Raw genomic sequence first — 24,437 nt, forward strand, 5'->3', positions numbered from 1 at the left:
TGGTGCGTACTGTTCGTGATCGCCATGTTGGACGACCACGACCACAGAATGTTCCGTATTTATTGGCTAGCGTGGCAGATTCCGCGGGCCTGTCTGTGCCAGCAAGTCAATACACAAACGTTTATCACAGCCGAACCTCCGCTCTTTACCGCGGCCGAACCTCCGCTCTTTACCGCGGCCGAACCTCCGCGAGGTGGCGGCTCACAGCGATCCAGGCACCCAGCCAGCCCAATAGTGTACTGCAGATCAGCAGCGTTGCCGAGCCCGCGACACCCAACTGGGGTAGCCGGAAGGTGGCACCATAGCTGGCCGCCAGGGCGCTGACAGGGGCTGCCAGCCACTCGCTGCCGAGGCCCAGGAGCCCCCAGGCGAGCAGGCCACCTCCCAGGCCGTACCAGGCACCGCTATACAGAAAGGGGCGGCGCACGAAGGCGTGGGTCGCGCCGATCAGCATCACCACCTCGATTTCCCGGCGACGACTCTCCACCGCCAGTCGAATGGTGTTGCCCACCACCAGCAGCACGCCGAGCCCGAACAGCACGCCCAGCGCCAGGGCCACGCGACTGCCGAGTTCGGCCAGGTGGCGCAGCCGCTCGAGCCAGGCCAGGTCGAGGCGCACTTCATCCACCCCGGTCATCTCCTGCAAGGACTCGGCCAGCTCCCTGACCGCCTCCGGCGTCGGGTCCAACGGTGTCACCACCACGCTTGCCGGCAGTGGATTGTCGTCGAGACGACCCAGCGCATCGGCCAGGCCCAGCGCCTGCTGGAACTCGGCCATCCCCTCGGCCGCGGTGATCAGGCGCGTACGCGCCACCCCCTCGTGGGCACCGATGGCTTCGTCGATGCGGCCGGCCTGGGCTTCGTTGACCTGGTGTGCCAGATAGACCGTCAGGGTAGCACTCTCTTCCAGCTCGGCGTCGAGCAGCCGAGCGCTGTCCAGCGTAAGCCACAGGGCCGCCGGCAACACCAGGGCGATGGCGATGGCCAGCATGGTCAGCAGGCTGCCCACCGGATGCTTGAATAGCCGCCGGGCGCTGTCCAGACACATGGCGCGATGATGGCGCCCCCAGGCGCGCAGCCGACTGCCGGTACGCGGCCCCTGGCTGCGCGCCCCGCGTGGTGGCAGACGGGCGGCGTCGCGGCTCATGCGGCTTCCTCGTCAGCTACCAGCCGACCATCCCGCAGCCGCAACATTCGATGCCGCAGCCGGGTGATCAACGCCAGGTCGTGGCTGGCGATCACCACCGTGGTGCCGATGCGGTTGAAGTCCTCGAACAGCGCCATGATGTCAGCGGAAAGCTGCGGATCGAGGTTGCCGGTAGGCTCATCAGCCAGCAACAGCGACGGTTTGTTGACCACCGCTCGGGCGATACCCACCCGCTGCTGCTCTCCGCCGGAAAGCTCGATGGGCAACGCCTTCTCGCGATGCAGCAGGCCGACCTTGCCCAACGCCGCCCGCACCCGGCGTGCGGCCTCACGGGGTTCGACGCCGCGAATTTCGAGCGGCAGTGCCACGTTGTGATAGATGGAGCGGTCCAGCAGCAGTTGGTGGTCTTGGAAGACCACGCCGATCTGGCGACGGTAGAACGGCACCTGGCTGGCGTGCAGCCGGGCAATATCGTGGCCGGCCACCAGAACCCGGCCCCGGGTCGGCCGCTCCAGGCGCATGATCAGGCGCAGCAACGAACTCTTGCCGGCCCCGGAGTGGCCGGTGAGAAAGACCATCTCGCCCCGTTCCACGCGGAAGTCGAGATTGGCCAGGGCGTCGAAACGCCCGCCGTAACGCTTCCCCACGTGTTCGAAGACGATCATGCGGAAGCAGCGTCGCTATCGTTGTCCTGGTCAAAGAGGGCGTCAACGAAGTCCCGGGCCGCAAAGGGGCGCAGATCGTCCAGGTTCTCGCCCACGCCGATGTAGCGGATAGGCGTACCTAGCTGTTTGGCCAGGGCGAAGATGATGCCGCCCTTGGCGGTCCCGTCGAGCTTTGTCAGGGTAATCCCGGTCACCGGCACGGCCTCGTTGAAGGTAGCGGCCTGGGAAAGCGCGTTCTGGCCGGTGCCGGCATCGAGCACCAGCATCACCTCGTGGGGCGCCGTGTCGTCCAGCTTGCCCATGACCCGGTGCACCTTCTTGAGCTCCTCCATCAAGTGGCCCTTGTTGTGCAACCGGCCGGCCGTATCGGCGATCAGCACGTCAACCTTACGCGCCTTGGCCGCGGCGACGGCGTCAAAGATCACCGATGCGCTGTCGGCCCCGGTGTGCTGGGCGATCACCGGCACACTGTTGCGCTCGCCCCACACCTTGAGCTGCTCCACCGCGGCGGCACGAAAGGTATCGCCGGCAGCCAGCATCACGCTTCTGCCCTCGCGCTGAAAACGCTGGGTCAGCTTGCCGATGGTAGTGGTTTTGCCCACACCGTTGACCCCCACCACCAGGATCACGAAGGGGCCCTCACCCTTGGGTGGCAATGCCAGCGGCTGTGCCACCACGTCAAGCATCACGGTCAACTCGTCCTGCAGGGCCCGGTAAAGTGCCTGGGGATCCTTGAGCTCCTTGCGCGAGACGCGTTCGGTGAGCCGGTCGATGATCTCGGTGGTGGCCTCGATACCGACATCGGCCATCAACAGCTGGGTCTCGAGATCCTCGATCAACTCGTCGTCGATCTGTTTCTTTCCCAAGAAGAGCCCGGCGATACCATCGGTAAGATTGGCGCGGGTCTTGCCCAGGCCTGAGCGAATACGTGCGAACCAGCCCTTTTTCTCGGCAGCCGGTTTTTCCTGCAAAGGCGTGCGGCCCGGCTCGGGCTCGGCCGCTGCAGCGGGCTCGGCCGTGACAGGTGCCAGCGCTTCGTCGCGTAGCGCGGCATTCTCCTCGTCTCGGCTGACTTCCTCGACCGCTTCTGTGTGGGCAAGCGCCTCGTCAGCGGCAGGGCCGGCCATGGCGACCTCCTCGGGCCGCTGTCCTTCAATGATTGCCGGCTCCGAAGGGGCCGGCCCCGAAGAAGCTGACTCGGGGGAGGCTTCCTCAGCCGTCGGGGCTGGAGTTGCCGATGCCTCTTCCTCGGCCAGGTGCTCCGACTGCGTTGGCCGGGACTGCTCTTCTTGCTGCTTCTTGCGCTTGAAAATACCGAACATGGGGGAATTCAGCCTCACGGGTGAATGATCGCTACATCCTACCACCGCGCACCATGACTGTGGACAAGTCGACAGGTACAATTCGGCCATGACACGCCGCCGTCCACCTCCCCGTCCCCGCCGCTCCACCTGCGATACCCGCCAGGACAAGAGCGGCGGTCGCCTTCGCCTCATCGGCGGCGAGTTTCGCCGCCGCCTATTGCCGGTGCTGGACAGCCCCGGCTTACGCCCGACCCCCGACCGGGTACGGGAGACGCTGTTCAACTGGCTGGTGATGACCACCCCCGGTGCGCGGGTGCTGGACCTCTTCGCCGGCACCGGGGCGCTGGGCCTGGAAGCGCTCTCCCGTGGCGCCCGTGAGACACTGTTTGTCGAGCGCGATGTCCGCGTGGCCCAGGCGCTGCGCACCAACGTCGTTACCCTGGGGGCCGAACAGCGCGGCCGCGTGGTCACCGACGATGCACTCGCCTTTCTCGACACACCGCCCGCCGACGCCAGCACGCCATTTACACTGGTGTTTCTCGACCCACCCTTTCGCCAACAGTTGGCCCAGCCCTGCTGCGAGCGGCTGGAGCGTGGCTGGCTGGCGGAAGCAGCCTACATCTATCTGGAAACCGAATCGGAGCTCGACCCCCAGGTGCCGGATAGCTGGCAACTGCACCGCGAGGTGCGCGCCGGGGATAGCACCGGGCGGCTTTATCGACGGCTGACGACCGCCCGCAGTTGACGCTTCAGCGTTGCCTTTCGGCAACGCTTGCCGAGCCACAGCCAGCGGCGTTACGCTGCGCGTCGGAGATCAGCGACGGACATGGGTTCGCCGCACAGGACGTCTTTTCAGGAGAACAGAATGAGCACCGAACTCTTCAATCGGCTCGAACAGAAAGTCGCCAGCGCCGTCGAGACACTGGAGTTGCTGAAGATGGAAGCCGAGGAACTGCGCGAGGAGAACAACCGACTCAAGCAGGAACGCGAGGAGTGGGAGCGTCGGCTCACCGCCCTGCTGGGCAAATTCGATGAGGTGGAAACGAGCAACGGCTGAGCTAGCCTACAATAGCCGGCGCGACATCAGCAACGCATCCTCCCGTCCCGCGCCGGCGCTAGACGCCACTCCTGGCCCAGCCCCTGTCAACTTAGCGACGCCCCCGCCGGCTCGCGGTTCGGCCGCGGGTGCAGAGGCAGAGGCAGAGGTTTCAAGACCAGGATAGTAGCCTCGACGCCTGCCATCCTCATCGAAGCCCGCCTTGCGATACAGGGCAATGGCGCCTGAATTGCTTGCCCTCACCTCCAGCAGCAGTCGCTCGCTTTCCCAGCGCAGCGCCTGATCGATCACTACCGTCAGCAGGCTTGTCGCCAGGCCGCGTCGACGCATGGCCGGCGCCACCAGCATGGCCTGGAGTTCTGTTTCGAAGGGCAGGCGAGCCGCAACGGCATGTCCAGCGAGTTGCCCCTCTACTTCGACACCCAGGACGCAGACTGTTTCATCAGTCAGGATTTTTTCGAGCTGGCTACGGGTCCAGGGACGGGGCCTGGCCTGCTCCAGCACTACCAGGCGAGTCAGATCGGCTATGCCCAGGCGGCGGAACACTCCTTCAGTCATCGTTCGGGGCTCCGCCAGTTGCACTTAAAGACGGCGCTTCCCGCTCACCGTGCCAAGCCTTACGCCAGGTTACCAGCGATGGCAACAGGGCGCGCTTGGCCTCGCCGCTGCTGACCAGCACATCGAGCCCAGGCCCCTGCCAACCAGGCAGGTCCAGCAGTTCGCAATGCGCGCCTTTTAGATTCAATACCCGGTCAAGTGTCTCGTCGCTACCGAAAAGCAGCACACGCTCCGGCGCCCAGCCATGCCGATCCGCCCCCGCGATAAAGGCCTGCACCCCCTCCCTCGCTTCTTCAAGCGGCGACTCCGCTGGAAGCCCCTCCACCGGAGGCCAGCGGAAGCCTTGGAAGCGGGGGGGGCGTGCCGGGAAGATACCGGCAGCGCGTAACAGATTGAGGAGAAGGTTCAGATGCACTTCCGCTGGCGGCTCGTTCCCCGGCATCAGCAGCAACCACCGGTCGTCCAGGCACGCCACCTGCAAGGAAAAGCGCAGCGGCACCTGGTTAGCCGTCGCCTCACTGGGTGGGGCGGCTGCTGAAGCGTCCGCATCCGTGCCGACGCCAGCTTCCATGCCGTCGCCACTCAGCAACAGCCGGGCTCGGCCGGGCTGCGCGGCCCGCAGCGAGGGCGGTGGAGAAGCTATGCTGGCAGGCTGCTTCGCCGCTTGCGGCTCGGCGTCCTCCAGCAACGCATGAAGGCGCTCAGCGGGCGGTGTCGCGGCGGGCGGCACAGGCAGCGCCCACTCGCACGCTTCGGAAGGCCGGGCGTTGGGCAGCCGATATCGGGCCACCCAGGCGGTCAGACCCATGGCTTCCAGATACTGCAGGCGCTGCGGCTCGGGTGTCACGCGCTGCCGCCGCGACAGTTGGGAGAGTCGGGCCTAGCACCGCCGCGAACCGCCCACTCGGCCGGAGTATACAAATGCAGTGCCAGGGCATGCACCGGCCCGGCAAGTTCATCGGACAGTTCCGCATAGAGCCGCTGATGGCGCTTGACTGGCATCAGCCCCTGGAACTGTTCTGATACCAGCGTGACCTTGAAGTGGGTCTCGGAATTCGCCGGAACTGCGTGCCGGTGGCTCTCGTTCTCCACCGCCAGAAACGTGGGCTCTAGGGCCTGCAGCTTCGCTTCGATATCGGCCTGGATACTCATGTGGGCTCCACCGAGAAGGATGAGAAAGCATTGTACTATCTAGGCGGTGACGACGTCTGCCGCGGGCTCGCCTGGGCGGCGCCGGCAAGCGGCATTCGAGCAAGGCTGGCGGCCAGCGCCAGGATGCAGGTCGCGCAGCCCACCCAAAGCGTGGCCTGCACCGGCGCGTTCGCGGCCAGGAAGGTGCCTACCAGTGCCACGCCGAGCGACTGCCCCACGGTTCGCGTGGTGCTCAACACTCCCGAGGCGGCGGTGCTCAGCTCCCGGGGAGCACTGGTCATCATCTCGCGATTGTTGGGTGGTTGGAACAGGCCGAAGCCCAGACCGCAAAGTGCCGTACGCCACAGGCTATCCACCACACCGGCATCACTCTTCAGCATCGCCAGCGAGGCCAGGCCCGACAGCAGTAGTAACAGCCCGGCATTGGCCAGGATGCTGGGGTTGACTTTGTCTGCCAGTCGACCGGCAAAGGGGCCCACCAGCATGATGGCTAGCGGCCAGGGAGTGAACAGCCAGGCCGTCTGCAGTGGCGTGAAGCCCATCTCCTGCTGGTAGAGGAACGACAGCGCCACGAAGGCCAGCCCCTGACCGACGAAGGCGAGTCCCGATGCAGTCACCGCAAGGCTGAAGCGAGGCTCCTTGAAAAGTCTCGGCGGAAGCAGGGGATGACTGGCGTGGCGCTGACGACGCAGGAACAGGTAGCCGGCCGCCAGGCTCACCGCAAGCCAGCCCAGCCACTGCCAGGCCGGCGCATTGTGCCCCAGGGCGTCAAGGGCCAGGAAGAAACTGCCAAGCATGATCACGGAGCCCAGCGCTCCGCGACCATCGAAACCGCCCCGCCTGCCCGGCTCCCGAGGTAGCGCCCGCCACGCCAACCACAGCGAACAGAGGCCCAGCGGAATATGCAGGGCAAAGAGCCAGGGCCAGTTGGCCACCGACAACACCAAGCCGCCCAGTGCCGGACCGGAGGCATAGCCACCGGCCACGATCAGCGCACTCAAGCCGAGCGCGGAGCCCAGCAGCCGGGTGGGGAAGATGGATCGATAGAGCGAGGGGCCGATGGAGAGCGTCGCGGCGGCACCCAGCCCCTGCAGCGCACGAAACATCAGCAGCAGCTCGAGACTTCGGGACAGGGCGGCGCCCAACGAGGCCACCACGAACAGAGCCAGGCCCGCTACGTACAGACGACGACGGCTGACCATCTCGCTGAAGGAGGCGAACACCAGCAGGAAGGCAGCGCAGACGATCTGGTAGAGGTTGGAAACCCAGACGGCACGCGCGGCCGATATCTCCAGGTCGCGCGCAATCGAAGGCAGTGCCAGGTTGATCATGGTGGTATCCACCACCGCCATCAGCGTACCGAGAACCAGCGCCAGGACCGCCAGGCGCCGCTCGGGGCCAGGCAACCCATCATCGCCAGGTCGAGTTTCGAAGAGTCGGCTCATCCTCTTTCCATCACTGCGGCGTCAATAACGAGAAAACCGGCCGCAGCCGGTTTCACCATGCGCCAGCCACAGGGCCAGTGCTCAATCTTGATCGGTTTCCAACAACAGTGAATCGTCAACTTCGGAGATTTCCAGCGCCGCTTCATTGTCCAGATCGATGGCCAGGTAACTGTGCTCGACCTGCAGAAAACGCTGGAACAGTTCCCAGTTAACGGACTCGGGCCACTGCCGCTCGTCCTCTTCCCAGGCCCGCAGCTCAGTCTCGAGGATCTCGAGGTAGCGTTCACGGACGAAGGCTTCCAGCGCCTCGGGCGTGTCCATCTCGGGAATCAGGTAGACGGTACTTTCGCGTTCGACGTCGGCCAGGGTGAGGTCGTCGTCCCCCACCGTGGGTTCCAGCGCATTGATCCATTCCACGAAATGCCGGGTGGGTCTGACGCTCAGGGCGGAGCGGTTGAGCAGTTTCATCACGGTCTCCTCGACGTCGAAACGGTGATCATTATGGGTGCTACTGCCGCTGCTTACCAATACTTCTGCTTTTCGCTCAATGCCACTACCGACCAGAGCCGGGGGCAGGGCGAAGAGGAGGTCATTTGCCAGGGATGGCAAATGTAGCGCCCATGGATGGGTTCACAGCGCCTCCTCGTAGCCCTGCCCCCGGCGGCCCGCGACCGGCCATGTTTACTGCTTGCATCAGCGCCAGGAGCCAACCGGGACTTGCCGGAGCCCTTCAATCACCTTCAGGGCGCATGGCCGGGAACAGCAGCACATCCCGGATCGAGGCGCTGTCGGTGAACAGCATCACCAGGCGGTCGATGCCGATGCCTTCGCCGGCGGTGGGCGGCATGCCGTACTCCAGCGCACGCACGTAGTCGGCATCATAGTACATCGCCTCCAGGTCGCCGGCCTCCTTCTCCGCCGCTTGCTCGCGGAAGCGCTCGGCCTGATCCTCGGCGTCGTTGAGCTCCGAGAAGCCGTTGGCGATCTCGCGCCCACCGACGAAGAACTCGAAGCGCTCGGTGACGAAGGGATCGCTGTCCTTGCGCCGCGCCAGCGGGCTTACCTCGGTGGGATATTCGGTGATGAAGGTCGGCTGCTTCAGGCGGTGCTCGACGGTCTTCTCGAAGATCTCGATCTGAATCTTGCCGAGCCCCCAGCCATCCTTGACGTCGATGTCCAACCGCTCGGCGATCTGGCGCGCGGCGGAAGCGTCGGCCAGTGCCTCGGCGTGGATGTCGGGGTTGACTTCGAGGATGGCGTCGAACACCGTGATCCGCTTCAGCGGGCTGCCGAAGTCATACTCGAAGGACTCGAGCACCTCGCCCTCGCTATTTCGCACGGTGTTGACCACGGTGGTGGTGCCCAGCACCTGTTGGGCCACGCTGCGCAGCATCTCCTCGGTGAGGTCCATCAGGTCGTTGTGGTTCGCATGGGCCTGATAGAACTCGATCATGGTGAACTCAGGGTTGTGCCGTGTGGATAGCCCCTCGTTACGGAAGTTGCGATTGATCTCGAAGACCCGCTCGAAGCCGCCCACCACCAGGCGCTTGAGGTAGAGCTCCGGCGCGATGCGCAGGTACATGTCGATGTCCAGCGCGTTGTGGTGGGTGATGAAGGGACGCGCGGCGGCGCCGCCGGGAATCGGCTGCAGCATGGGAGTTTCCACCTCCATGAAGCCTCGCTCCTCGAAGAAGCGGCGCATGGCGCTGATCACCCCGGCCCGGGTCTCGAACACCCTGCGCGAGTCGGGGTTCATGATCAGGTCGACGTAGCGCTGGCGGTAGCGCGCCTCCATGTCGGTCAGGCCATGGAACTTGTCGGGCAAAGGACGCAGGCTCTTGGTCAACAGCCTGGCCTCGGCCAGCATCACGTAGAGATCACCCTTGCCAGACTTGTGTACCGGACCACGGCCGGCCACGATGTCGCCGATATCCCAGCCCTTGATGTCTTCCAGCACGTCCACCGGAAGCCCCTTCTTGTCGATATAGAGCTGGATCTGCCCCGTAGTGTCCTGAATGACCAGGAAGGGGCCGCGCTTGCGCATGATGCGCCCGGCCACGGCGGCCTCGCGCCCCAGCGCCTCCAGCGCCTCCTTGTCCTTGTCGCCGAGTTCGGCGATCAGCTCGGCGGCCTGGCTGTCACGGCGGAAGTCGTTGGGGAAGGCACTCTCGCCGCGCAAGCCGGCCAGCTTGCGGCGATCGGCCAGCTTGGCGCGTCGCTCGGCGATCAGGCGGTTCTCGTCGTGCTGCGGGCTATCCGGTGAAGAGCTCTCGTTGGCCATATCACTACCTGTTGGCAATATCGTGTGCGGTATCAAAGACGCGTCTGGCGCCGTATCGTCGAGCGCAGCAGGCTATAGGCCCTGCTTGAGGCTGGCGACGATAAACTGGTCCAGATCGCCATCCAGCACCTTGTCGCAATTGCTGGTCTGCACGCCGGTGCGCAGATCCTTGATGCGCTGGTCGTCGAGGACATAGGAGCGTATCTGGCTACCCCAGCCGATATCGGCCTTGGAATCCTCGGCCTCCTGCTTGGCGGCGTTGCGCTTCTGCATCTCGTGTTCCCACAGCTTCGCCTTGAGCTGCTTCATGGCGAAGTCGCGGTTGGCGTGCTGGCTGCGTTGGCTCTGGCAGGCCACCACGATACCGGTGGGCTCGTGGGTGATACGCACGGCCGAGTCGGTGGTATTGACGTGCTGGCCACCCGCGCCGCTGGAACGATAGGTGTCGGTGCGCAGATCCGCCGGATTGATCTCGACCTCGAAGCTGTCGTCCACTTCCGGCGACAGGAACACCGAGGCGAAGGAGGTGTGACGACGACCGCCGGAGTCGAAGGGGCTCTTGCGCACCAGGCGATGCACGCCGGTCTCGGTACGCAGCCAGCCAAAGGCGTAGTCGCCCTGCACATGTAACGAAGCCGACTTGATGCCCGCCACGTCGCCAGCCGACACCTCGGTGATCTCGGCCTTGAAACCATGGTGCTCACACCAGCGAAGGTACATGCGCAGCAGCATGTTGGCCCAGTCCTGAGCCTCGGTGCCACCGGAGCCGGCCTGGATATCCAGGTAGGCGTTGTTCTCATCCATCTCGCCGGAGAACATGCGCCGAAACTCGAGCTTCTCGAGGCTGGCGTTAAGACCGCTCAGCTCCTTCTCGACCTCGGCCACGGTGTCCTCGTCCGCTTCCATCTCAGCCAGTTCGAGCAGGTCGCGGCTGTCCGCCAGGCCCTGGTCAAGCTCGTCGATGGTCTGGACGATCTGCTCCAGCGAGGCGCGTTCCTTGCCGAGTTTCTGGGCGTAGTCCGGGTCGTTCCAGACGGCGGGGTCTTCCAGCTCGCGGGTGACTTCCTCTAACCGATCCTTGCGTTCGGCATAGTCAAAGATACCCCCTCAGGACGTCTGTCCGCTCGGACAGGTCCTTGATGAGGTTGTGAATCGGGTTGGTTTCCAGCATGGGCTCGCTCGCCTGAATCGCATGAGAAAAACGGCCGCCGCCTGGTGGATATGAGCCTGAGGGCGCACGGCACGGAAAAGGCGCTTATTGTAGCGAACTTGCCGTTAGGGCGCATCCTTGCAGAGCAGGTGCCAGCGGCATGCTTAGTAGACGGAGCGGCCTTGGAAACTTAACCTGAAAGGCCCGGCAGCTGCCGGGCCTTGAACGAACGCTTACTTCAAGTCAAACACTCGACTGACTCAGAAGCGATAGGTCAGCTGCGCGCCGAAGCCATGGGCCTCGTTCTTGTAGTCCGCGGTGTAAGCCAACTCAGTTTCTGCTCCAGTGTCAGCATGATCCGTCCGTGTTTGATCAACTTGCGTACTGCGCTCAGTCAGATAGGAGTAAGCAAGGTCGACCGTCAGATTGTCCATGGGCGTCCAGCCGGCGCCAATCGAGAAGATACGGCGATCATCGGAGGGGATTCGTGCGCTGCGAAATTCATCGCTAGTAGGCGTGAAGTCCAGGGTCACACCGGCACGCAGCGCCAGCTGCGGATTGAGCTGGTACTCGCCGCCCACGCCATAGGCCCAGGCATTCGAGTAATCCTGATTTTCCCGAGTGATCGTGTCGCCCGCATCATTGGTCACATGGATTTCATCGAAGCGACTCCAGCGAACCCAGGAGGCACCCGCCATCAGCTTCAAGCGGTCGCTCATCTGCTGGGTCACGGAGAAGTTGATGGTTTCTGGCGTTACCAGATTCAAGCGTGCGTTGTCCTCCAGCGGCTCGAGTGTACTAGGATTGATAGCCACAGACCCATCGGGATCGGTTGCCCTGTAGCTACCAGTAAGGGTGTAGTCGACTTTCGAGCGATACGTAAGGCCCAACGTGGTTTCAGGAACCGGCTGGAAGATGACGCCTAAATTATATCCCCAGGCATCGTCGTCACCTTCCACACGAGAATCTAAATCAGAAGCCGGATCATTTGGCGCCAAGGGTGTTGGCACCTGCCGGTGCAGTTCACCATCTACCCGGTTATAGGTAATGCCGGCACCCACGGCCCATTGGTCGTTAAAGCGATAGGAAACTGTCGGCTGAGCGCTCATCACTCGCAGCTCGGTATAGTTGCCTAGGTTGCGGCCAACGAAACCATCTTCATAATCCGTCTTGGAGCCAAACGGGGCGTAGACACCAAAGCCAAAGGCCAGCTGCTCATTGACGGGATGCGCATAGAAGGCAAAGGGGATCAGAGTCCCCGGCACCATATCCCCTTCAGAGCTGCCCTCAGTTTCAACTGTGAGGCCAGCATTGACGATTGTTCGACTCGCCTCGGCATTGCGAATCCGGCTATTGACGTTCAGATAGGTCCCACCCGCGGTCAACTGCGCCCGGTCGAGGAAGGACATGCCCGCCGGGTTGCCGAAGACGATGGTGGCGTCGTTGACGTTGGAGCTGCGCCCGGCGTGGCCATAGCCCTGGCCGCTGACGCTCTGTTCGTTGATCTGGTAACCACCGGCGCTGGCCTGGCTGGCGAAGGCCGCGGCGGCAACCGCCACGGCCCAGGTAAGCTTGTTGAACTTGTTATGCATGTCTCGATGTCCTCCTCCAGATGCGAGCTGGAGCTGGTTATGTAATGCACCCTCGCCGGGATGCTCTGCTAACAACACAGTTTTCGCCCAAAGCGGGCCAAGGATCAAGGCCAAACGTTCGTTTTAATGTCTATACGCTTCATACTTTAGACTAATTGCTTGTTAAATCCTCGAACTTTCATTGCTCTAGCCAATACAGGTAACTGCATCCGCGATGCCGGGCCGATGCCCTAGAGAAGCCACTCGCCGCCAGCACCAAGGACAAGGAGCCACGCCGAGGCGCGCCCCAGGTCAGCGGCGGCGGTGAATGCCAAGCCACGCGGTGCTAGGCTGAAAGGAACACGGCAATAGGGAGAAAAGCATGCCCCGACTCGACGGCGTCCTGGAAACCGCGCTCTACGTGGAGGATATGGACAGGGCACGCGCCTTCTTCGAAGGCGTGATGGGACTCGAAGCGTTCAACGCCGACCATCGCTTCACCGCCTACGATGCCGGCGCCGGCTCAGTGCTACTGCTGTTCGGCCAGGGCGAAACCCTGGAGACCGTGGTGCTACCAAATAACATGGGCACCATACCGCCCCACGACGGCAAGGGGCGGCTCCACCTGGCCTTCGCCATTTCAGCAGAGGCGCTGCCTAAGTGGGAGGCCCAGCTCTATGACCATGGCGTGATCATCGAGGGACGCACCCACTGGCCCCGCGGTGGCGAAAGCATCTACTTTCGCGACCCCGATGGACATCTGGTCGAGCTGGCGACGCCAGGCGTCTGGCCTAATTATTAGGAAACGCCCATATAGCGGCCGGGTTTATGATTCAAGGCAATAATCAGGTTGAGCGCCACGGCCCCCAGTACCGAGAGCCCTACTCGGTCGGCCGGCAGCACCATCAGGGCGGCAAGCATGATTAACCCGTCGATAGCGAGCTGCACATAGCCGGCGCGCAGCCCGTAGCGCCCCTGCAGGTAGAGCGCCAGGATATTGATGCCTCCCAGGCTGGTGCGGTGACGAAACAGCACCAGCATGCCGATGCCGATCAGGCTTCCCCCCATCAGGGTGGCATAGAGCGGGTTGAGGCTTTCGATCGTGATCCACTGTCCGGTCAGCTCGGAGAACAGCGATACGAGACCGATGGCGACGAAGGTGCGCAGCGTGAACGACCAGCCCATGCGTTTCACGGCCAGGTAGTAAAACGGTAGATTGATCAGGAAAAACCATATACCGAAGCGCCAGCCGGTGGCGTACTGCAGCAGGAAGGCCATGCCGGCGGTGCTGCCGGTGAGCAGTAGGGCTTGGGTATAGAAGGCCACCCCCAGCGCCACGAACAGCGTGCCCACCAGCATCGCCATGACATCCTCGTAGGGGCGATGAGGATCGGTCGATAGATCTTGCGGATCCATGCAGCATTCCTTGTGAAACATCGAGTTCCGCGAGCCACCGCGGTGAGCAGCTATCGGGAGAGGACGTTTACCGGATGGGTCGGGAGAGCACGTTGATCCAGCTCGCCTTCAGACGCTCTCGTCCGCCTCGGCATACTCGACCATCAACTGCAGCGACTCTCGCCCCTTCCAACGGTTGCGGCTGAGCCGATAGGCGCAGCGCAGCCGATCACCCAGGCCGAAGGCCGGTAGCTCGCCGGGGGTCAGGGCGCGGAACCAGATCGCCCGCAGGCTCACCACCCCCGCCGAGAGGGTCATCATCAGGTGGCTGCCGTCGGCCCCCACCGGACGTAGCGCTTCTACCAGGAACTCTCCTTCGAACAGGGGGGCGTCAAATTCCCGTCCGTAGGGGGCCAGCCTCTCCAGCTCGTCCAGCGTCGACAGATCGAACTGGGCGGGCAGCAGTTTACCGTCGGTGAGCACATGGGGAAAGAGCGCGATCCCTCCCAACTGCTCGGCCACCGCCTCCAGGAAAGCCGTACGGAATGCGTCGAAGTGGTCGACCGGCACGCCGACCCCCGCTGCGCCACGATGCCCGCCAAAGCGGGGTAGCGAATCGGGGGCCAGCTCGAAGGTACGCTGCAAGGCATCACGCAGGTGCAGCGCCTCAATGGAGCGTCCGGAGCCGGTGAGCATGCCGGAGGCCGCCGCCGGGGTCATCACCAGGGCGGGCCGACCATAGGCCTGAACCAGGCGCGAGGCGACGATGCCCTGCACCCCAGCGTGGCCGCCCTCGAGGAATACTACGATGGCCGGCTGATTGGCATCAAGCTGCGGCACCGCCAGCAGGCGCGCCTGTTCGGCCATGTCGGCCTCGATTGCCTTGCGCGACTGATTGTCCTGGTCCAGCACCTCGAGATGACGCTGCGCCGCACCGTCCTCCTCTGCGAGCATGAAGTGCAGTGCCTCATAGGGGTCGTCGAGACGCGAGCGGGCGTTGATCCGTGGCCCCATCTGGAAGGCCAGCGTCTCGGCGGTAAAGGGTGTGCTGTCCTCTCCCAGCCGAGCGGCCATGGCGCGCCAGCAGGCCGCCTCCATGCGATTGATCAGCGTCAATCCATGGCTGACCACTGCGCGATTGGCCGGGCTCGCCCCCAGGGAGACGCAGTCCGCCACGGTACCCAGTGCCACGTAGGAGAGCCAGGGCGAGAGCTTGGGCGTGGCGCTGGGCAGCGCACCCCACTCGATCAGCACCTGGCGCGCCAGGGACATGACCAGCCAGGCCACCATGCAGCCGGCGATGGTGGCATCGGGATAGTCGCAGTCGTCTCGCGTCGGGTTGACGACGGCATGGGCCGAAGCCGGTGGCCCCTCCACCGGCAGGGCGTGATGGTCGCTGACCACCACGTCGATGCCGGCCGCCTTGAGCCGGGCGATGCGCGGCTCGTCGGAGCTACCACAGTCGGCGGTGATGACCAGGCTCGGCCGCGGTTTCAGCGACAGCGTGCGCTCCACCAGCGGCAGGCTGATGCCATAACCATCAAAGATACGGTGACCGATCAGGCTGTGCAGGCGCGCCTCGGGCACACCGAACAGCTCGACCAGGGTGCGTCGGATGACCACGTGGGAGGTGATGCCATCGACATCGTAGTCGGTAAGGATACCGATATGCTCGCCTTCAACCACGGCCTGGGCGATTCGCTCCGCGGCACGGCGGCCGTCGGCGAGGCGCTCCGGGTGCTCGAGATAGCGCAGGCTGGGCTGGGTCAGGGGCGCCAGCTCACCCTCGTATCCGGCCAGGCGACCGGCCAGCACGCGGGCCTGCAGTTCGGTCAGGCCTTCGGCCTGGGCGCGGGCATACAGCGCCTGGTTGCGCGGCCGAGGCAGCAGCCGTGGCCTGAGTCGGGCATGCAGGTCGGGGGGCGCAATCACGTCCAAGCGTGGCTCCTGTGGTTCGGTATGAGACAGAAAACGAGACGAGGCCAAGTGATCAAACGCCTGCCCGGCAGGCTACGGGCGCAGACAGATGCGAGGGGCGCCGGGGACAGGTCCCGGAGTGCCGTACCACCGAGGAGGCGCTGCAGCACCACTCGGGGCTGGCATCCATGGCGAGGGACGCCGGGGACAGGTCGTAGAGGAGGTCATTTGCCAGGGATGGCAAATGTAGCGCCCAGGGATGGGTTCACAGCGCCTCCTCGAAGACCTGTCGCCGGAACAGCCCCGAGCCAATCAGCGACGGCCAACGAACGTCTTTACCGGCGGTTTTCCACCACGAACTTCTGCACCTCGGCCAGCTCCGCCGGCAGCACCGTGTAGCGCTCCTCCCGCTCCAGCAGGTCGTCCATATGCGGCGGCAGCGGCACCCCGGGGAAGCCGGCCTTGACCACCGCCTCGGCGAACTTGGCCGGATGGGCCGTGGCCAGGGTGATCATCGGCGTTTCGGCATCGGCCCGGGCCCGCTCGGCGGCACGGTAGCCGGTGGCGGTGTGCGGATCGAGAACCTCCTTGGTGCGATGATGCGCCTCGCGGATCACCTCGAGGATGGTGGTGTCGTCGACGCTGTGGCTGGCGAACAGCTTGCGCAGCCTGGCCAACGGCGCCTCGGCCAGCGCGGTGGGCTCGGACTGGAAACGCTCGAGCAGGCCTCGCACGGCGTCGCCATCACGCTCGTAGGCCTCGAACAGCAGCCGCTCGAAGTTGGACGACACCACGATGTCCATGGAGGGCGCCAGGGTCGCCTTGAGCTCCTGCTTGGAGAAGTCGTTGGCGGTCAGCGTGCGGTGCAGGATGTCGTTGGCGTTGGTGGCGATGATGAACTGCTTGACCGGCAGCCCCATGCGATAGGCCATATAGCCGGCAAAAACGTTGCCGAAGTTGGCTGACGGCACGCAGAAGCTTACCTGGCGATGGGGCGCACCCAGCGCCACGGCAGAGGCCACGTAGTAGACGATTTGGGCCATGATCCGCGCCCAGTTGATCGAGTTCACCGCGACCAGCCGGGTGCCGTTCAGGAAGCCCTGGTCGGCGAAGCTGGCCTTGACCATGGCCTGGGCGTCGTCGAAGTTGCCCTCGATGGCGATGTTGAAGACGTTGTCGGCCAGCACCGAGGTCATCTGGCGACGCTGCACCTCGGAGACCCGGTTGTGCGGGTGCAGGATGAAGATGTCGAGGTTGTCGCAGTGACGACAGCCCTCGATGGCCGCCGAGCCGGTGTCGCCGGAGGTGGCGCCCATGATCACCGCACGCTCGCCGCGCTTGGCCAGGAAGTGGTCGAGCAACCGACCGAGCAGCTGCAGGGCGACGTCCTTGAAGGCCAGCGTGGGCCCATGGAATAGCTCGAGCAGGAAGTGATTGGCATCGAGTTGGTTGAGCGGAACCACGGCATCATGGCTGAAGGTGGCATAGGCATCGTGGACGATGCCCCGGAACGTCTCGTCGTCGATCTCACCGTTGACGAACGGCTTCATGACGCGAAAGGCGATCTCGGCGTAGGAGAGCCCGGCCATTTCGGCCAGCGTCTCCCGTGAGAGCTGAGGCACGGTTTCCGGCACGTAGAGGCCGCCGTCGTTGGCCATGCCGGTGAGCACGACCTCTTCGAAGGAGAGCGCAGGCGCCTGCCCGCGGGTGCTGATATAGCGCATGGCGATTATTCCTGCTCGTCCAGCGATTCCACACGGATCCGTGTTACCGGCCCGGCGATGTCGGCCATGGATTCGATATGACGGATCGCCTCGTTCATGTTCTTCTCGCGGGTGCGATGGGTCAGCAGAATGATCGGCACCAATTCCCCTTCGGTGGCCTCTTTCTGTACCAGTGCTTCGATGGAGATACCCTGCTCGGCAAGAATGGTCGCCACCCGCGCCAGCACGCCGGGACGATCGACCGCCAACAGGCGCAGGTAATAAGCGGTGACGATATCCTCCATGGGCAGGATCGGCATGCTGCCGTCGTCGTCCCCGATGCCGATGAAGGCCAGGTAGGGCACTCGATAGTGATGGTCGGTGGCGATGTCACGGGCCACGTCGAGCAGGTCGGCGACCACCGCCGACGCGGTTGGCTCAGCCCCTGCACCGGCCCCGTAGTAGAGTGTCGGCCCCACGGCATCGCCCATGATGGCGATGGCGTTCTTGACCCCGTGCACGTTGGCCAGCAGCCGCTCCTTGGGGATTAGCGTCGGATGCACGCGCAACTCGAGGCCGGCATCGGTCCGCTTTGAGATGCCCAGGTGCTTGATGGTATAGCCGAGGAAGTCGGCCTGTTCCACGTCATCGAAGGTGACCCGTGAGATACCTTCGGTGTAGGCCTTCTCGAACTGCAGCGGCACCCCGTAGGCGATGGAGGCGAGGATGGTCAGCTTATGGGCGGCGTCGATACCTTCGACGTCGAAGGTCGGGTCCGCCTCGGCGTAGCCCAGCGCCTGGGCCTCGGCCAGCACGTCCTCGAAGGCGCGCCCTTCGCTGCGCATGTGCGTCAGGATGTAGTTGCCGGTGCCGTTGATGATGCCGGCCACCCATTCGATGCGGTTGGCTCCCAGGCCCTCGCGCAGCGACTTGATCACCGGAACGCCACCCGCCACGGCGCCCTCGAAGGCGACGATGACGCCCTGCTCGTGGGCTGCCTTGAAGATCTCATTGCCGTGCACGGCGATCAATGCCTTGTTGGCGGTGACCACATGCTTGCCATTTGCGATGGCGGCGAGCACCAGTTCGCGAGCTAGCTCGTAGCCTCCCACCAGTTCGACCACCACATCGATGTCGGGATTGCGAGCCACCTCGAAGACATCCGTGGTGGTCTTGGTACCGGTGAGGTCACACTCCGGGTTCAGGCTGCGATGCGCCACCTGCTCGACGACAATCGGGCGACCCGCACGCCGCGCGATCTCATCGGCATTGCGCGTCAGCACGTTGAAGGTACCGCCACCTACGGTACCCAGACCACAGATTCCCACTCTCACCGGTTTCAATGTCACGCTCCCTTGTTGTGTTTCAATGTCGCTGAATGTGTCAGTGCCTGTCAGCCGTCGAGGCCGAGCATAGCGGCCAGGCGTTCGGCGGGCACATAGCCCGGCACCATGCGGCCATCGGGCAGCACGATGGCCGGTGTGCCCTTTACGCCGACTTCCATGCCCAGATGATACTGTGCCTCGACCGGATTGTCGCAGTCGACGGTCCCCGAAAAGGCTTCCTCACGCTTGACCGACGTCATCGCCTCGCTGCGATTGTCCGCACACCATATCTGTTGCAGCTGACGCGCGCCCTCACCGTTCATGCCGGTACGCGGAAAGGCCAGGTAGTGCACCTCGATTCCCATCGCGTTGAGGTCGGGCACTTCGTCGTGGAACTGACGGCAGTAGGGGCAGGTGGTATCGGTAAAGACCACGATCTCCACCCGGCTCTCGGTCGTGTCGCGAAAAATGACCCGGTCTGCGTCGGCCACGCCGGCCAGGCGCGCCGCTCGCTCGTCATTGCGGGACTGCTCGGTCAGGTTGACCAGGCCCTGCCCACTGTTCTCGTAGAGGTCGCCCACCAGGAAGTACTGCCCCTCCACATCGCTGTAAAAGGCTTCACCGGTCTCCAGGCGCACCTGGTAGATGCCGTCTATGGGCGTGTCGCGAATACTGGCCACCGGCATGGGCTGGCCACCGACCTGAAGGCGTTCAGCCAATCGGTCGACTTCGCTTGCCAAAGCGCTGGTGGACAGGGTCAGGGCGGTCAGCGTTAACGTCAGGGCGAAAAAGTTGCTGGCAATGCGGCGGGATAGAGCGTTCATGAGTCAGCCTCGAGGATGGTGGTCGGCGTGCAGGGCTTCGAGTCGAGCCTGCGCGACATGGGTATAGATTTGAGTGGTCGACAGGTCACTGTGACCGAGCAGCAGCTGTACGACACGTAGATTGGCCCCATGATTCAACAAATGCGTCGCAAAGGCGTGTCGAAGCGTATGGGGCGACAGTGGACGTCCGATCTCGGCGGTCCGGGCATGGGCCTTGATGCGATGCCAGAATGCCTGGCGGGTCAAACAACCGTCTCCCCTGCCGGGAAACAGTGCCGGCCGCGTCACATCGGCCATCAGCGCGCCGCGGGCCGTGCGCAGATAGCGTGACAGCCAGTGTACGGCTTCTTCCCCCAGCGGGACCAGCCGGTCTTTGTCCCCTTTCCCGCGCACACGAACCACGCCCTGCCGCAGATTGACCGCTTCCACGGTCAACCCCACCAGCTCCGAGACCCTCAGGCCGCAGCCGTAGAGCACCTCGAGCATGGCCCGATCGCGCAGGCCCAGGTCCGTGGTGAGGTCGGGTGCCGCCAGCAGTCGCTCCACCTCCGCCTCTTCCAGGGTGTCAGGCAGGTTCGGCCGCACCCTTGGCAGACGCACTTCCGCCAGCGGGTCATGTTCGGTACGTGACTCGGCCAGCGCCCAGCGATAGAAGCTTCGCAGGCTGGACAGCAGGCGCGCATTGCTGCGCAGGCGATAGCCGGCCGCCCGCCGCTCATCGAGCCAGGCGGGCAGCGTCGCATCGCCCGGATTGAGCAGGGATCCCCCCGTTTCCTCCAGGCGCACGACCCAGGCCTCCAGGTCATGGCGGTATGCCGTCAGCGTGTGGTCGCTCGCCCCACGCTCTAGCCACAGTGCATCGAGAAAGGTATCAATCAGCACATGAGATTCATCGATGTGCGGCATGCAGGCTCCCCCCGGTGGTACCGGCGCTTGGCCCCAATGCAACGAAACCCCGTCCCGCGCGAGCGGTGACGGGGTTTCGCAGGTGGCGCACCCGCGCGGGTGCGCCTTCAGTCGGCCAGGAGCCTGTCGGATTCGACCGATCGTCCAGGTTCCCAGCTCAGCCCAGCTTTTCCTTGATGCGGGCTGACTTGCCGCTGCGCTCACGGAGGTAGTAGAGCTTGGCCTGGCGCACATCGCCGCGACGCTTGACGCTGATGGACTCGACCAGCGGGCTGTAGGTCTGGAAGGTACGCTCGACGCCGACACCATGAGAAATCTTGCGCACGGTGAAGGCGGAGTTCAGGCCACGGTTACGCTTGCCGATTACTACGCCTTCGAAGGCCTGCAAACGCTCACGGCTGCCTTCCTTGACCTTGACCTGAACGACGATGGTGTCGCCCGGAGCGAAGTCCGGCACCTGCTTGCCCATCTGCTCGGTCTCAAGCGCCTGGATCACCTTGTTCTTGCTACTCATGACATGACTCCTCGATAACATGGCTTCACCGTCTCGGTGGCGAAGCGTGATCCCGGCGCTCGAGCCTGACTCGAGAGCGCGGGAGGTAATGGGTGACGCAGGCCCACGGCTCACTAGAAGCCGGTGCCCTGCACCTCCGCCCTGACAACCTGGTAGACAGCTACCTGTTGGCCAGCGCGTATTCTTCGATGAACTCCTCGAGCAGCGCCTGCTGCTCGCGGCTCAACGTCCTGCCCTCGAGCAGATCTGGCCGCCTCAGCCAGGTCCGCCCCAGCGACTGCTTGAGCCGCCAGCGCCGGATCTCACCGTGATGCCCGCTGAGCAGGACATCCGGTACCCGCCGGCCATCGATCACTTCCGGACGCGTGTAGTGCGGGCAGTCCAGCAACCCTTCGTTGAAGGAATCCTCCACCGCGGAGTCCTGATGCCCCAGCACGCCGGGAACCAACCTGGCCGCGGCGTCGATCAGCACCATGGCCGGCAGCTCGCCGCCGCTGAGCACATAGTCACCGATGGACCACTCTTCATCGATGTCGCTCTCGACCACCCGCTCATCGATTCCTTCATAGCGCCCGGCCACCACCACCAGAGGTGGACCGGAGGCCAGCTCATGCGCACCTTGCTGATCCAGCCGGCGCCCCTGGGGCGACAGGTAGATCACCCGAGGCCGCTGACCGATTGCCGCAACGGCCCGGTCGCAGGCAGCATGGATGGCCGCACGCAGTGTGTCGACCTTCATCAGCATGCCGGGGCCACCACCGTAGGGGCGATCATCCACGGTGCGATGGCGATCGATGGCATGGTCGCGGGGATTGAAGAACTCCAGCGCCACACGACCCTGGCTGACCGCCCGCCCCGTTACGCCATGCCGGGTAATGGCATCGAACATCTCGGGAAACAGCGACACCACCCCAACCCACATCGCCGAGCCCTTGTAAATGGTCTCGGCCGTCAAAATGCCGGATCCCAATCCACGGTCATGACCGCGGCCGCCAGGTCCACTTTGACGATCACCTCGTCGGGCAAGTAGGGAAGCAGACGCTCACGGTCGTCGATGCTTGTCGGCTCGCCTTCCGGGTCACCTTTGACCACCAGAACGTCGTTGGCCCCGGTCTCGAAGAGGTAGTGAACGTGCCCTAGCACCTCACCTTCCCGGGTCACTACCAGCAACCCTTCCAGTTGATGCCAGTAATAGTCGCCACGGGGCAGACCAGGCAGTGCCGACTTGGGCAGCAGGATCTCGGCGCCGGCCAGGTGCTCAGCATCCTCACGGCCGTCGACGCCTTCCAGCAGTGCGACCAGACCCTTGCCGTGCCGGCGACCCTGCAACAAGCGATGACGGGTCAAAGCGATGTCCTGCCGCAACACCCACTCGGGGTACTCCAGGATGCCGTCCATCGGGTTGGTATGGGAGTAGACCTTGAGCCACCCCTTGACGCCATAGGGACTGGTCAGCTTGCCCAGCACCACATGGTCATTCAATTCGATGCGTTCGGCTTGCTCACTCATGACGTCACCGGAAAGCGGCAGGCTCAGGCCTGCTTGCGGGCTTCCTTGACCAGTTCGGCCACGCGATCGGACAGCTGTGCACCCTGGCTCTGCCAGTGAGTGACGCGATCCAGATCGACGCGCAGACGCTCTTCACCGCCACGGGCGATGGGGTTGAAGAAACCGAGACGTTCGATGAAGCGGCCATCGCGAGCGTTGCGCGAATCGGTCACGGTCAGGTGATAGAAGGGACGCTTCTTGGCGCCACCACGTGCCAGACGAATGGTAACCATGGCGTTAACTGTCCTTCAGTTGAGGTTACGTTTAATACCGATGCGTGCCGACTCCGACTAATGGCCGGAAACGTCGGCATCCTGCTCGGAAAGCGGGCCATGAGACCCACCCCCGCGTCATTCGGTCACTGTTGCTTATCAAGCGTGCAGGCGGACTGATGCCCGGTCCTGCCATGAAGACGCAGCATTCTACGGAAATCAGCCCGCCTTGGAAAGCCCGACCGACAATCCTTTTACCGCCAGCGGCCAACACCGGCTCAACGGCGGGGAAATCCGCCCGGACCACCCATGCCGCCGGGGCCACCCATGCCGCCCATGCCGCCGGGACCACCGCCACCCATCATGCCCGACATGCCGCGCATCATTTTTTGCATGCCGCCCTTCTTGCCCGCCTTCTTCATCATCTTCTGCATCTGCTTGTGCTGCTTGAGCAGGCGATTGAGGTCAGGCACCTGCAGGCCGGCACCGGCAGCGATACGCCGCTTGCGCGAACCGTTGATAATCTCGGGGCGCTGGCGCTCCTTGGGCGTCATGGAGTTGATCAACGCTTCCAGCTTGCCCAGCTCCTTCTCCGGGCCGGGACCCTGCGCCATCTCGGCCATCTGGCCCATCCCGGGCAACTTGCCGAGCAGCCCCCCCATGCCACCCATCTTCTTGAGCTGCTGGAGCTGGTCACGGAAGTCCTCGAGATCGAAACCATCCCCTTTTTTGACCTTCTTGGCCAGACGCTCGGCCTTGTCCTTGTCGACGGTGCGCTCGGCCTCCTCGATCAGCGACAGCACGTCGCCCATGCCGAGAATACGCGAGGCCACCCGGTCCGGATGAAAGGGTTCCAGAGCGTCGACCTTCTCGCCCACGCCCATGAACTTGATCGGTTTGCCGGTAATATGACGCACTGAGAGTGCGGCACCGCCGCGGGCGTCGCCATCTGCCTTTGTCAAGATCACACCGGTCAGCGGCAGCGCCTCGTGGAACGCCTTCGCCGTATTGGCGGCATCCTGGCCGGTCATGGCGTCGACCACGAACAGGGTTTCCTGCGGCTGGCAGGCACGGTGCAGCTCGGCGATCTCGGCCATCATCGCCTCGTCGATGGCCAACCGGCCGGCGGTATCGACGATAACCACGTCATGGAACTGTATCTTGGCGTGCCTGAGCGCCGCCTCGGCGATGTCCACCGGCTTCTGGTCGGAGCGAGACGGGAAAAAGTCGACCCCTACCTCGGAGGCCAGCGTCTCGAGCTGGTCGATGGCCGCCGGGCGGTAGACGTCGGCAGAGACCACCAGCACCTTTTTCTTCTCACGCTCACGCAGGTATCGCGCCAGCTTGGCCACAGAGGTGGTCTTGCCCGCGCCCTGGAGGCCCGCCATCAGGACTACGGCGGGCGAGCCCTTGAGCAAAAGCCCCTCGTTGGCCTCGCCCATGGTCGCTTCCAGCTCCTGCTGGACGATCTTTACGAACTGCTGGCCCGGGGAGAGGCTCTTCGACACTTCCTGCCCCACGGCACGCTCGCGCACTCGCTCGATGAAGCCCTTTACCACCGGCAGGGCGACATCGGCCTCGAGCAGGGCGCGGCGCACCTCGCGCAAGGTGTCCTTGACATTGTCCTCAGTCAGGCGTGCCTGACCCTTGATGGACTTGAGCGTCTGCGATAAACGCTCGCTGAGATTCTGGAACATGGGCCACTCCGGCTACGATACTGGCAGGGATACTGGCAAGGTTGGCAACCCACCCGGCCGTCGCTT

The 24,437-nt window shown here is 64.1% G+C and carries 25 protein-coding genes; 3 read left to right on the top strand and 22 right to left on the bottom strand.

The genetic code is table 11. From position 1 onward, the window contains the following. Positions 1-169: 169 nt before the first annotated feature. From ftsX to ftsY, 3 genes are read right to left on the bottom strand one after another with little or no spacing between them, the layout of a single operon-like run. Positions 170-1,147 (bottom strand): permease-like cell division protein FtsX, encoded by a 978-nt coding sequence (gene ftsX / locus DU490_RS00820; protein ID WP_114572442.1) that lies wholly within the window; start codon positions 1,145-1,147, stop codon positions 170-172. Then, positions 1,144-1,812 (bottom strand): cell division ATP-binding protein FtsE, encoded by a 669-nt coding sequence (gene ftsE / locus DU490_RS00825; protein WP_114572443.1) that lies wholly within the window; start codon positions 1,810-1,812, stop codon positions 1,144-1,146. The genes ftsX and ftsE overlap by 4 nt, the downstream gene beginning before the upstream one ends. Continuing rightward, entirely contained in the window at positions 1,809-3,134 is a 1,326-nt protein-coding gene (ftsY, locus tag DU490_RS00830) for a signal recognition particle-docking protein FtsY (protein WP_114572444.1), read from the bottom strand. The genes ftsE and ftsY overlap by 4 nt, the downstream gene beginning before the upstream one ends. An 88-nt stretch (positions 3,135-3,222) precedes the next feature. Here ftsY and rsmD point away from each other — a divergent pair, with 88 nt between their 5' ends. Together rsmD and DU490_RS00840 are read left to right on the top strand one after the other, a co-directional pair. After that, entirely contained in the window at positions 3,223-3,861 is a 639-nt protein-coding gene (gene rsmD, locus DU490_RS00835) for a 16S rRNA (guanine(966)-N(2))-methyltransferase RsmD (protein ID WP_114572445.1), read from the top strand. 120 nt (positions 3,862-3,981) lie between these two features. Further along, complete coding sequence (locus DU490_RS00840) at positions 3,982-4,173, top strand: cell division protein ZapB (RefSeq protein WP_114572446.1); 192 nt, start codon at positions 3,982-3,984, stop codon at positions 4,171-4,173. 6 nt (positions 4,174-4,179) lie between these two features. On the opposite strand, the gene DU490_RS00845 is transcribed toward DU490_RS00840, so the two are convergent. The 8 genes from DU490_RS00845 to DU490_RS00880 form a co-directional block, all read right to left on the bottom strand. After that, complete coding sequence (locus DU490_RS00845; RefSeq protein ID WP_114572447.1) at positions 4,180-4,731, bottom strand: GNAT family N-acetyltransferase; 552 nt, start codon at positions 4,729-4,731, stop codon at positions 4,180-4,182. Further along, a complete protein-coding gene (locus DU490_RS00850) occupies positions 4,724-5,578 on the bottom strand; it encodes a hypothetical protein (RefSeq protein WP_181869916.1) in 855 nt (284 codons plus the stop codon). The genes DU490_RS00845 and DU490_RS00850 overlap by 8 nt, the downstream gene beginning before the upstream one ends. Then, positions 5,575-5,883, bottom strand: a complete 309-nt coding sequence (locus tag DU490_RS00855) for a BolA family transcriptional regulator (protein ID WP_114572448.1) — start codon at positions 5,881-5,883, stop codon at positions 5,575-5,577. The genes DU490_RS00850 and DU490_RS00855 overlap by 4 nt, the downstream gene beginning before the upstream one ends. Before the next feature lie 35 nt (positions 5,884-5,918). Continuing rightward, on the bottom strand, positions 5,919-7,328 hold the full coding sequence (locus DU490_RS00860) for an MFS transporter (protein ID WP_114572449.1): 1,410 nt from the start codon (positions 7,326-7,328) through the stop codon (positions 5,919-5,921). Between the two features lie 81 nt (positions 7,329-7,409). After that, positions 7,410-7,796, bottom strand: a complete 387-nt coding sequence (locus DU490_RS00865) for a hypothetical protein (protein WP_114572450.1) — start codon at positions 7,794-7,796, stop codon at positions 7,410-7,412. A 262-nt stretch (positions 7,797-8,058) separates the two neighbouring features. Further along, a complete protein-coding gene (gene lysS, locus DU490_RS00870; protein ID WP_114572451.1) occupies positions 8,059-9,609 on the bottom strand; it encodes a lysine--tRNA ligase in 1,551 nt (516 codons plus the stop codon). Between the two features lie 72 nt (positions 9,610-9,681). After that, a protein-coding gene (gene prfB / locus DU490_RS00875; RefSeq protein ID WP_114572452.1) for a peptide chain release factor 2 occupies positions 9,682-10,780 on the bottom strand; the annotation gives its coding sequence in 2 pieces (ribosomal slippage) (positions 9,682-10,704 and positions 10,706-10,780; 1,098 coding nt in all). A gap of 239 nt (positions 10,781-11,019) precedes the next feature. After that, positions 11,020-12,351, bottom strand: a complete 1,332-nt coding sequence (locus DU490_RS00880) for an OmpP1/FadL family transporter (RefSeq protein ID WP_114572453.1) — start codon at positions 12,349-12,351, stop codon at positions 11,020-11,022. A gap of 361 nt (positions 12,352-12,712) precedes the next feature. On the opposite strand from DU490_RS00880, the gene DU490_RS00885 reads away from it, so the two are divergent. After that, the gene (locus DU490_RS00885) at positions 12,713-13,132 is read left to right on the top strand and encodes a VOC family protein (protein ID WP_114572454.1); all 420 of its coding nucleotides are present in this window, start codon (positions 12,713-12,715) and stop codon (positions 13,130-13,132) included. On the opposite strand, the gene DU490_RS00890 is transcribed toward DU490_RS00885, so the two are convergent. The 11 genes from DU490_RS00890 to ffh all read right to left on the bottom strand — a co-directional run bounded on the left by DU490_RS00890 (position 13,129) and on the right by ffh (position 24,371). Further along, positions 13,129-13,746 carry a YitT family protein gene (locus tag DU490_RS00890; RefSeq protein WP_114572455.1) on the bottom strand — a complete coding sequence of 206 codons (618 nt, stop codon included), beginning with the start codon at positions 13,744-13,746 and terminating at the stop codon, positions 13,129-13,131. The genes DU490_RS00885 and DU490_RS00890 overlap by 4 nt on opposite strands. 108 nt (positions 13,747-13,854) lie before the next feature. Beyond that, positions 13,855-15,663, bottom strand: a complete 1,809-nt coding sequence (locus tag DU490_RS00895) for a DHH family phosphoesterase (RefSeq protein ID WP_114572456.1) — start codon at positions 15,661-15,663, stop codon at positions 13,855-13,857. A 314-nt stretch (positions 15,664-15,977) separates the two neighbouring features. Beyond that, complete coding sequence (gene thrC / locus DU490_RS00900; protein ID WP_114572457.1) at positions 15,978-17,366, bottom strand: threonine synthase; 1,389 nt, start codon at positions 17,364-17,366, stop codon at positions 15,978-15,980. A gap of 5 nt (positions 17,367-17,371) precedes the next feature. Then, positions 17,372-18,688, bottom strand: coding sequence for a homoserine dehydrogenase (locus tag DU490_RS00905; RefSeq protein ID WP_114572458.1), 1,317 nt, complete (start codon positions 18,686-18,688; stop codon positions 17,372-17,374). Positions 18,689-18,738: 50 nt separating this feature from the next. Continuing rightward, positions 18,739-19,494: a DsbC family protein gene (locus tag DU490_RS00910; RefSeq protein ID WP_114572459.1), complete on the bottom strand. Its 756-nt coding sequence runs from the start codon at positions 19,492-19,494 to the stop codon at positions 18,739-18,741. Between the two features lie 3 nt (positions 19,495-19,497). Continuing rightward, on the bottom strand, positions 19,498-20,400 hold the full coding sequence (gene xerD, locus DU490_RS00915) for a site-specific tyrosine recombinase XerD (RefSeq protein WP_114572460.1): 903 nt from the start codon (positions 20,398-20,400) through the stop codon (positions 19,498-19,500). A 157-nt stretch (positions 20,401-20,557) separates the two neighbouring features. Then, complete coding sequence (rplS, locus tag DU490_RS00920; RefSeq protein ID WP_114572461.1) at positions 20,558-20,914, bottom strand: 50S ribosomal protein L19; 357 nt, start codon at positions 20,912-20,914, stop codon at positions 20,558-20,560. Positions 20,915-21,074: 160 nt separating this feature from the next. Next, a complete protein-coding gene (trmD, locus tag DU490_RS00925; protein WP_114572502.1) occupies positions 21,075-21,836 on the bottom strand; it encodes a tRNA (guanosine(37)-N1)-methyltransferase TrmD in 762 nt (253 codons plus the stop codon). A 29-nt stretch (positions 21,837-21,865) separates the two neighbouring features. Beyond that, entirely contained in the window at positions 21,866-22,423 is a 558-nt protein-coding gene (gene rimM / locus DU490_RS00930; RefSeq protein ID WP_114572462.1) for a ribosome maturation factor RimM, read from the bottom strand. Between the two features lie 23 nt (positions 22,424-22,446). Beyond that, a complete protein-coding gene (gene rpsP / locus DU490_RS00935; RefSeq protein ID WP_066451671.1) occupies positions 22,447-22,695 on the bottom strand; it encodes a 30S ribosomal protein S16 in 249 nt (82 codons plus the stop codon). Positions 22,696-22,952: 257 nt separating this feature from the next. After that, positions 22,953-24,371, bottom strand: coding sequence for a signal recognition particle protein (gene ffh / locus DU490_RS00940; protein WP_114572463.1), 1,419 nt, complete (start codon positions 24,369-24,371; stop codon positions 22,953-22,955). Positions 24,372-24,437: the final 66 nt, after the last annotated feature.

Source organism: Halomonas sp. DQ26W (genome assembly GCF_003339685.1).
Classification (GTDB): Bacteria; Pseudomonadota; Gammaproteobacteria; order Pseudomonadales; family Halomonadaceae; genus Halomonas.

Excerpts from the sequence above, each read along its gene's own strand:
- ftsX (WP_114572442.1), bottom strand. The coding sequence starts at position 1,147 with ATGAGCCGCGACGCCGCCCGTCTGCCACCACGCGGGGCGCGCAGCCAG.
- ftsE (WP_114572443.1), bottom strand. The coding sequence starts at position 1,812 with ATGATCGTCTTCGAACACGTGGGGAAGCGTTACGGCGGGCGTTTCGAC.
- ftsY (WP_114572444.1), bottom strand. The coding sequence starts at position 3,134 with ATGTTCGGTATTTTCAAGCGCAAGAAGCAGCAAGAAGAGCAGTCCCGG.
- rsmD (WP_114572445.1), top strand. The coding sequence starts at position 3,223 with ATGACACGCCGCCGTCCACCTCCCCGTCCCCGCCGCTCCACCTGCGAT.
- DU490_RS00840 (WP_114572446.1), top strand. The coding sequence starts at position 3,982 with ATGAGCACCGAACTCTTCAATCGGCTCGAACAGAAAGTCGCCAGCGCC.
- DU490_RS00845 (WP_114572447.1), bottom strand. The coding sequence starts at position 4,731 with ATGACTGAAGGAGTGTTCCGCCGCCTGGGCATAGCCGATCTGACTCGC.
- DU490_RS00855 (WP_114572448.1), bottom strand. The coding sequence starts at position 5,883 with ATGAGTATCCAGGCCGATATCGAAGCGAAGCTGCAGGCCCTAGAGCCC.
- DU490_RS00860 (WP_114572449.1), bottom strand. The coding sequence starts at position 7,328 with ATGAGCCGACTCTTCGAAACTCGACCTGGCGATGATGGGTTGCCTGGC.
- DU490_RS00865 (WP_114572450.1), bottom strand. The coding sequence starts at position 7,796 with ATGAAACTGCTCAACCGCTCCGCCCTGAGCGTCAGACCCACCCGGCAT.
- lysS (WP_114572451.1), bottom strand. The coding sequence starts at position 9,609 with ATGGCCAACGAGAGCTCTTCACCGGATAGCCCGCAGCACGACGAGAAC.
- DU490_RS00880 (WP_114572453.1), bottom strand. The coding sequence starts at position 12,351 with ATGCATAACAAGTTCAACAAGCTTACCTGGGCCGTGGCGGTTGCCGCC.
- DU490_RS00885 (WP_114572454.1), top strand. The coding sequence starts at position 12,713 with ATGCCCCGACTCGACGGCGTCCTGGAAACCGCGCTCTACGTGGAGGAT.
- DU490_RS00890 (WP_114572455.1), bottom strand. The coding sequence starts at position 13,746 with ATGGATCCGCAAGATCTATCGACCGATCCTCATCGCCCCTACGAGGAT.
- thrC (WP_114572457.1), bottom strand. The coding sequence starts at position 17,366 with ATGCGCTATATCAGCACCCGCGGGCAGGCGCCTGCGCTCTCCTTCGAA.
- DU490_RS00910 (WP_114572459.1), bottom strand. The coding sequence starts at position 19,494 with ATGAACGCTCTATCCCGCCGCATTGCCAGCAACTTTTTCGCCCTGACG.
- xerD (WP_114572460.1), bottom strand. The coding sequence starts at position 20,400 with ATGCCGCACATCGATGAATCTCATGTGCTGATTGATACCTTTCTCGAT.
- rplS (WP_114572461.1), bottom strand. The coding sequence starts at position 20,914 with ATGAGTAGCAAGAACAAGGTGATCCAGGCGCTTGAGACCGAGCAGATG.
- trmD (WP_114572502.1), bottom strand. The coding sequence starts at position 21,836 with ATGTGGGTTGGGGTGGTGTCGCTGTTTCCCGAGATGTTCGATGCCATT.
- rimM (WP_114572462.1), bottom strand. The coding sequence starts at position 22,423 with ATGAGTGAGCAAGCCGAACGCATCGAATTGAATGACCATGTGGTGCTG.
- rpsP (WP_066451671.1), bottom strand. The coding sequence starts at position 22,695 with ATGGTTACCATTCGTCTGGCACGTGGTGGCGCCAAGAAGCGTCCCTTC.
- ffh (WP_114572463.1), bottom strand. The coding sequence starts at position 24,371 with ATGTTCCAGAATCTCAGCGAGCGTTTATCGCAGACGCTCAAGTCCATC.